7 protein-coding genes and 2 pseudogenes are annotated in these 7,706 nt (G+C 58.0%); 1 reads left to right on the top strand and 8 read right to left on the bottom strand.

Translation table 11 applies throughout. The features are described from left to right. Positions 1-3: 3 nt before the first annotated feature. From V8352_RS17885 to V8352_RS17855, 7 genes and pseudogenes are all read right to left on the bottom strand, one after another. On the bottom strand, positions 4-1,644 hold the full coding sequence (locus V8352_RS17885; protein WP_336425654.1) for a recombinase family protein: 1,641 nt from the start codon (positions 1,642-1,644) through the stop codon (positions 4-6). Further along, positions 1,641-2,321 (bottom strand): tyrosine-type recombinase/integrase, encoded by a 681-nt coding sequence (locus tag V8352_RS17880; protein WP_336425653.1) that lies wholly within the window; start codon positions 2,319-2,321, stop codon positions 1,641-1,643. The genes V8352_RS17885 and V8352_RS17880 overlap by 4 nt, the downstream gene beginning before the upstream one ends. Before the next feature lie 463 nt (positions 2,322-2,784). Then, complete coding sequence (locus tag V8352_RS17875) at positions 2,785-4,491, bottom strand: tyrosine-type recombinase/integrase (protein WP_336425652.1); 1,707 nt, start codon at positions 4,489-4,491, stop codon at positions 2,785-2,787. A 165-nt stretch (positions 4,492-4,656) separates the two neighbouring features. Continuing rightward, entirely contained in the window at positions 4,657-4,866 is a 210-nt protein-coding gene (locus V8352_RS17870) for a helix-turn-helix domain-containing protein (protein ID WP_336425651.1), read from the bottom strand. Continuing rightward, on the bottom strand, positions 4,838-5,011 hold the full coding sequence (locus V8352_RS17865; protein ID WP_336425650.1) for a hypothetical protein: 174 nt from the start codon (positions 5,009-5,011) through the stop codon (positions 4,838-4,840). The genes V8352_RS17870 and V8352_RS17865 overlap by 29 nt, the downstream gene beginning before the upstream one ends. Before the next feature lie 646 nt (positions 5,012-5,657). Continuing rightward, the gene (locus V8352_RS17860) at positions 5,658-6,110 is read right to left on the bottom strand and encodes a hypothetical protein (RefSeq protein WP_336425649.1); all 453 of its coding nucleotides are present in this window, start codon (positions 6,108-6,110) and stop codon (positions 5,658-5,660) included. A gap of 139 nt (positions 6,111-6,249) precedes the next feature. Continuing rightward, a pseudogene (locus tag V8352_RS17855) lies at positions 6,250-6,363 on the bottom strand (IS5/IS1182 family transposase); the annotation flags it as partial. Between the two features lie 19 nt (positions 6,364-6,382). Between V8352_RS17855 and V8352_RS17850 the strand changes: the two are divergent. Continuing rightward, positions 6,383-6,644: pseudogene (locus tag V8352_RS17850) on the top strand (integrase core domain-containing protein); the annotation flags it as partial. 78 nt (positions 6,645-6,722) lie between these two features. On the opposite strand, the gene V8352_RS17845 reads toward V8352_RS17850, so the two are convergent. Next, positions 6,723-7,511, bottom strand: a complete 789-nt coding sequence (locus V8352_RS17845) for a hypothetical protein (RefSeq protein ID WP_336425648.1) — start codon at positions 7,509-7,511, stop codon at positions 6,723-6,725. Positions 7,512-7,706 lie beyond the last annotated feature (195 nt).

Here is a 7,706-nt window from a genome sequence, read left to right as displayed (position 1 = left end):
GGCTCATAACCTGAAGGTCGTAGGTTCAAATCCTACTCCCGCAACCACTTTTACCGAACACCCTCCGATATAGGCCTCGGCCTCAGGCTGAGCCAGTCCAACAAGGGCTGTGATGGCACCGTCAAGGTCGATCCGAACGCCGTCATCCAGCTCGTGCACAGTTACGGACTGGATCAAACCGCGGATGGTCTCCAGCGCCATCGGCCGGATCTCCGGATCCGCCAAAGTCTCGGACAACTCCGCCACTTTCCGGCGATAGATCTCGCTCAGCTTCGGATGCAATCTGACCGGAGACGGCGCAGGGGTCGAAAGCTGTGTGTCGATGTCAGCCAGCCGCGTCTCCATGTCTTCCAGTTTGCTCTTCAAGCCAGCGGTGCGCAGCCCATCAGCGATGGCCTCGTATAGCCCGTCGAGGCGGCGCGCGATCTGAGTGCGCTCTGTCTCAAGACGGGCCCGTGCCGCGCTTTCTTCGGCCCGCCCTGCATTCATCTCGCGGCTGATGGACGCCACGAAGGCTGCAACTGCCTCGGGGCGCATCAATCGGTCCCGCAGCAGGTCCAGCACGATCTCTTCGAGCTCTCCGCGTCTGTAGGAGCGGTTTTGGCTGCATGTGCTTTGTTTGCGTGCAGCAGAACACGCAAGGTAATCCTTGCCGACCGACGCGAAGCCACCGCCGCAGCATCCACACCGCAGGAGCCCGGTCAGCAGATGGGTCGAGCGCCGCTTCTCCCAGAACCGGCTTTCTCTGATCGCCTTCACGCGCGGCGTGGCGTCGATCTCGCCCTGTCGCTCTTTGACGCGGGCCCACAGTGCGTCATCTACGATGCGCAGCTCCGGCACTTCGGTGATGATCCATTCTTTGCGTGGGTTGGGGCGCGACACACGGCGCCCGGTCTCGGGGTCCTTGATGTAGCGCAGGCGGTTCCAGACGAGCCGTCCGATATAGAGCTCATTGTTGAGCAGCCCGGTGCCTCGAATGCGGTGGCCGCGAATTGCGGTGTCGCGCCAGGCTTTGCCGCTTGGTCCGGGGACATTCTCATTGTTGAGTTTTTTGGCGATGGCCTTGGGCGAGAGACCGTCGCTAAACTCCGTGAAAATCCGGCGGATCAGGGCGGCTTCATCCGCGTTGATCGTGCGCTCGCCAGTCACCGGCAGCCCGTCCTCGCCCAGGCGCCGCACAACGTCGTATCCATAGCAGAGGCCGCCGCCTGAGTGCCCGCCCTCGACGCGGCCCCGCAGCCCGCGCCGGGTCTTGGCCGCCAGATCCTTCAGGAAGAGCTGGTTCATCGTGCCCTTGAGGCCGACATGCAGCTCGTTGATCTCGCCTTCGGAGAGGGTGATGATCCTGACCCCATGAAAGCTGAGCCGCTTGTAGAGGGTTGCGACATCCGCCTGATCGCGGCTGAGCCGGTCAAGGGCTTCGGTCATCACGACCTCGAAGCTCCCCCTGCTGGCTTGGTCCATAAGGCCTTGGATGCCGGGGCGCTGCATGCTGGCTCCGGAAATCGCCATGTCCGAGAACACCGCGGTGACGGTCCAGCCTTCGCGTTCGGCGCGCTCACGGCAGATGCGCAACTGATCTTCGATCGAGGCCTCGCTCTGCATTTGTGAGGAAAACCGGGAATAGATTGCAACACGGGTCATGATCTGTCCCCTTTGAGACGTTTGAGCAAAGAGGCATAATCCCGGCCCGCCTCGATGGTTTGCGCGTGATTGTAGTGGCGTTCTGCTGTCTGGAACCCTGAATGTGCCAGAACCGGGCGGATCAGTCGCGCACTTTCTGGTGAAATCCGTGCGAGCGTCGTGGCCGCTGCATCCCTGAAAAAATGGGGTGGTATGCGTTTCCCGGTCAGCTTGAGGGTGACATCCCCAATGCGACTTCCAATGTAATCTTGCTGCATGATCTCACCCTTTTTGCCGACCCAGAGGATGTCATGACGCTGGTCACCGCGCGCCAGCAGGGCAGGACGGACCTCGTCGATGTATTGGCGCAGGGCCGCCTCAATTTGTGGTGGGATCGCGGCGTCCCAAGGCACGCCGGTCTTCGTCATGTCTTCGGACAGCGAGATGAGGATCTCGCTATCGCTTACATGCACGGATTGGCCGAGGGCAAGCTCGCAGAACGATCGACGGCGGATCGGCAAGACTGCCAGCAATGCGATCATCATGCCGTCGCGCTGACAGATCATGCGCTTGAGAGGATTGGGGACGGTGTCGGCATCAACGGCGGCATGCGCCAGCCCCGCTTTGAGCAGCACCTCGCTGGATAGGATCCGACCTTGTTTGCGGGTGGCATCGCCGCGCCCCGCCGCGCGCTTCAAGCCCGCGAGCAAACGCTGCTGCATCGTCCAGTCATCATCAGGCTCAGCAGCCCGAAGCACGCGCAGAACGCCGTCGACAAACATCAGGCGCGACATGGGCTTCGTGTGTTCAAGCGATGTGAGCCAGGACTGCAACCGAGGCAGGGTGGCCCGATCAACCGGCGGCAGGGCAAGCGCGTCCGGATCGGATGCCATCAGCCATTGCATCCAGCGTGCGTAGCGGANAGCCAGGACTGCAACCGAGGCAGGGTGGCCCGATCAACCGGCGGCAGGGCAAGCGCGTCCGGATCGGATGCCATCAGCCATTGCATCCAGCGTGCGTAGCGGACCTCAAGGGTCGCTAAAGACGTCTGGCGCAGATGCGCCAGCGCCCCCAGATCATCCAGCGGACCCGCCTGCTTGTTGAGCGCTTCCCACATCGCGCGATCAAGATCGGGCCATTCGGCAAACGGCAGGACGAGGCTCATTTGCGGCCCGCTTTCTTGGTTGCCATGAGGTCCGCAAAAGCACGTGTTGCCGATTTTACCTCAAGACCGGAATACATGTTGATCGTATGGCTGACGGCAGAATGGCCGAGGAGGCGGCGGGAGACTTCATAGCCGCCCGGATTGGCATCCAGCCAGTTCATCACCGCTGCGTGGCGGAACAGGTGGGCATTGACCACCAGCCCGGTCACTTTGTGCACACGCTTTTTGATCCGGCCCGAAAGTTGCCCGGGCACCATCGGCCCCGCGCCGTCGCGACGGGGAAACAGCCAAGGCGTTCCCGCTGGGCACATGTGCGGGCAGCGTGAGGCCAGATGGCGATCGATCATGCGGATCACTTCCTGCGGCAGCTCGAACTCGAGCGAACGCTCGTTCTTCAGATCGTCTTCGGTCAGCACCAGATACGCGCGGCCATCCCCGGGGCGCTGGATGTGTTGCTCCATGTGGATGCCGGCAAGGTTCTTGATCCGTACGGGGCAAACCAGAAGGATCGCGATGGCCACAGCGTCTTCGCGGGCCAAGGCCTTGGTGTAATCATTCGCCTTGCCAGCGGGCGGATTGTTGAACACCTGTTCCGGCAGCTTCAAAAGACGCAGCATAGACTGGTCGTTCTGCAGGACGCGCAGGCGATCGCGGTTCTTGCGGGTCATCCCCTTCTGCGGGACACCGGCGAGCCGGGTCGCAAGTTTGGCAAGTTGCTTCTGTGTATCAGGGAGCTGGGCCGTGATCCGGCTCAGGTTGCGCAGCAAGGCCGCCACTTCGCTGATCATTTTTACACTCTTGTTCTCAGTGCGCGAGAGCATCTGGCGCAGACCGCGTTCTGCGGTCGCAGGCTGCAAGAGTGCAGCAATGCTGTCGATCTCCTCAATTGGCATACCCGCATGAACGAGTTCTGATGCAAAGCGGATGATTTGACGGCGATACTGCTCGAGGGTTGCCGGGCGCAAGGCCTTTGCGCGGCCATCTTCGGCCAGTGGGTCAGGATGAGACAGGCGAAACATGAGCTGTTCAAGGTCCGTCAGAAACGCCGCAGAGAACTCTGTCTCTGGCAGCTTGATGACCTTCTGACGACGTTCAAGTGGCAGGGTGATCTCCGGCCAGTCAGGCACGCTGCCTGCTGCGAGGTTCCAGCCATTGAGAGCTGCGCGATAGGCCACCTCCGGCGACCTGCTGATCTCGTTCTGAATCAGTGCTTCGCGGTAGGCCTGCGCATGCTCCAAGCTGACATCATCCGGTGCGATCGCTCGGTTGTTCAAGAAATGCACGAAGCGGCAGAGGGGAGGCTGCAGGGTCTTGCTCTGCGGGGAGGCCAGCACGCCGGCCCAAAGCTTCTGCCATGCAGGCGACAGATCCGTGATGCGACTATCCCGGCGCTCGACGATGCCAACATGCACCATTGCGGCGCGCGCATCGCTTACTGCGTTCTGCCAACCCTTGGCGCTGAGGCTGACGGCGGCAGGCGCAATCTTTGCCAACCGGGGCTGCAACCAGCGGCCGTGGCAAGGGACATCCTGGGGCGCGCGGCCAATCGCCTTGGCAACACGGCGCAGCCCGGAGATCATATCCCGTTGGCGTGTGGGCTTCAGGCTCTCGTCCGTCGTCAGGGCTTCGATCAGATCTGCGAACATCGGCGTGTCCTTTGGGACAAACGCCATATCGAGATCAATCTTCGGGGAATAGCTCATCGGGTGGTCTCCTTGTGGACATGAATGGTCTCGGGTGGACAGGGCAGGACAGGACGCCCGATTCGGGAAAACACTAGCACGTAAAGTCCGCAACTTATGGAGAGGGGGTCTTCCCGAGAGATGCGTAACCTGTTGACATGAATGGACATTGGTGTCCGCTGGCGGTCACCAGCGCGAGGCGGCGCGATAAGCCGCATGCGCTGCCGGATCGATGCGCAACAAGCGCCCTCCAGGGCCCACGCGGACAGCCTCCAGAAAGCCCGCCGCAATCGCCCGGCGCACTGTCTTCTCGGAGCAGCTGTCCAGTTCGGCCACCCTCTTCACCGTCAAAAGATGGCGGGGCTGGTCAGTCTTCTTGAGGGGGTTCAGCGGCATCGGGCGTCTCCATGATGTCAGGAGCATCCGCCGCCAGTTCCCGCGCCGCCTGCCGCGCAAACAGATCAACCAGCCGCGAAACAGCAGCGTCGATCTGCGCATCGGCAGGCTCAGGTAAATGGGAAGGAGCAGCGACGCGTGTCATGGCCTGACAGTCGGGCTTTAGCCCTTGCCACACCAAGTGCATCGATTGAACATCTACGTTGCGCACCCGCCAGTTGGCAGGAAATTCGCGCGCAGGCTGTCGCGAATGACGCCGGCTCTCTTTATGCTAAAAATTTTACGGAACAAATACGTGCAACCACACAACCGTGCCAAAGGGATTCTTGGTTTTAGCGCAGCAGTCCTACTGCGGCCCGGCGGCTCATTTATTGCCAATTTATCGTGTCATTGATAGATAGCCCAGCGATGGGGGCAGGGAAATTTTTCGAGATGCCCTTGAGACTTTTGCAAAGAGCCAAAAGATGAAGCGTAAGTCCTAGAACCGGTCCGGTGTCTTGCTCAATCAGCACAACCGACGTTCACCCTGATGGGCGCAAAGGACAATATGGGCTCCTAGCCGACATCTAACAATTTCGTTCAGCGAGGTTAGCTTGGTGTCTGAAAACGGACCTTCATAGGGTATCATGTGTCAGGTGGAGAACGCTAGCATCATGCCTCGCGCCAGGGTCGCGATGCTGGCCCTGCCGTCACGGGTGGCGCAGCGTCTTGGCCACCTCACTCCTAAAAGCCTCTTAGCTTTTGATCGATAAGTTCGGAACGCTTTGGAGGAATTATCTTAAGATTGCAGTTTAGAAAGAAGCGCCACCAGATGCCGCTGTATACTTAACGTTAATAACACATTCGAGTAGCAAGTAAGCAGTTGCAGTCACCTTCGAAGTATCTCGGGCGGTGAAACTCGCTACCATTTTTCCACGGCCTCCAGAAGTTTCCAGCGGCTTCAAACTTGGTGCTTGGTCAGTAGGGCCATAATTTGCCTTAATAGCAGCAAAAACATCGTCAAACTCTTCCAAGCAAAGATCGTCGGTAGCATCAAATGCTCGAGTTAAACTGATCGTTACCAGCATTTTGTCTTCAAACTTTAAGTATTGATTATAACCTCTGCCAAGGACAACTACCAAATCTAAACTTTTAGACCAGCCCTTATCGTCAGCAGGCTCGAATGAACCATACTCCGCAACTTCATCTGGAGTCATGCCGAAAAAAATGCCTCCGAATCCATGAATTGATTCGGAGGAGAACACGCTTTGGGGCATAAAAGTTAATAGTGTAACGATGAGTGAGCAAAGAGTTTGCCTTGCGTGCATAAAAATACCTCCCAGAATATTGTCGAATACAGTGGCTTTGTTGATGGCACAGATCGGTCTGAGGTCGAGCTTCCCGTTACCCCAGTCGGATTTGGCTCATAGCTTCAATACATTGTATGCCAAGCACTGTGAAGCCGTTTAGGATTGCGGCGCGGAATTGTATCTCCGCAACTTGCCGATCGAAGTCCCGCCGCTTGGGCCAGACCAGCGTGCGCATCTCGATGGATGGGAAAGGCCGGTTCCTCGACAACATCTTCATCGAGCGGCTATGGCGGACGCTGGAATACGAATGCGTCTACCTGCATGCTTGGGGAAACCGGCTCGGAGGCAAAGGCAGGCATCCGAAAATGGATGACCTTCTACAACCACCAACGCCCACACTCAGCCCTTGCTGGCAGACCGCCTGCCGTAGTCTATTGGCTGAGAAAAGACGAAACCCAATCCGATCAGCAGGTGCAAAAAGTAGCTTAACTTACGCCAGATATTGTCCAACCGATGGAGAGTAACTTAGAGTGCGCGTAAAGACCAGGCGAGAGATGTGCGTCTAAATTAGGTGGATGCACGAGTGCGGGGCAATTCGCCTCGACGCTCTAAGCGGGCGCGGACCAATACTATATCCTCCTTAAGAGTATGAACACTGGCGACATGTTGGTTATGTGAAACCACTCCAATGACATCCTTTATTAAAGTGATCAAACGGCCGCCCCGTTGGTTCTTCAAAGCTGAGCTATCGGTAGTGTAAGTGATGTTCCAACCCGCATCCAATGCGACGTAACAACAGGACTCGACAACAAGAAGGCGGCGACCGTCTCGTTCGTTACGTCGGTCGTCTGGTTGCAAAACACGACGGGCTTTGTCCAAGCTGATAGATGTCATTTTTCCGATCGTATCAGTCTCAGCTGCCTCAGGTCCTTGATCCCCCTTCTGATCTGCGGAATCTTCCCCGACGGATATTGCGAGGTTAAGGCTTCGGAAGAGTAAATTTGCTTCCTTCGCGTCGAGTGAGTGGTTGCCAGGAACTTTCGGCAGCTTGCCACTTTTTAAGCGGCGCTGGACCGTCGAGCGGGTAAGTCTAATGAGATTGCCCTCTGTGTCGATGTCCAGGCTGTAGCCTATCAGCCGGGAGAGTTCTCGTAGTTGGTCCTCTGAGAGGCTGTGACGTTTAGCCAACCACGAAATCGTTTGCTCGGAAAAAGCGCCGTTGTCCCCATAGTCTCCAAGAGTGAAGGGAATTGCGTCTTGGGTGACGTGGTCCCGACTTGGGTGGATCGTGTGGTCATCAAACGGCGTGTGCCGTAATTCGGCTGTATCGTCTGTTTTTGGCTTCTGGTTGGTCACGTGGAGCTGCCTATCTTGCGTTCATTTGCTCGATGAAAACCCGGTCGTCGAACGAAAGCAAGGCTGCTCAGCAATGTAGTTACCACCGCCACGGATCAATCGATACACTTGGTCTTAAAACACGGAAATCGAGAAGGCTTCACTTGCGCTCCGCCTGCGGAGCGTCGCATGTGCCTTCGGTTTACACCCGTCGCT

It is taken from the genome of Roseovarius sp. D0-M9 (assembly GCF_037083805.1).
In the GTDB taxonomy this organism is placed as follows: domain Bacteria; phylum Pseudomonadota; class Alphaproteobacteria; order Rhodobacterales; family Rhodobacteraceae; genus Roseovarius.
This window is presented reverse-complemented; position numbering and strand designations above follow the sequence as displayed.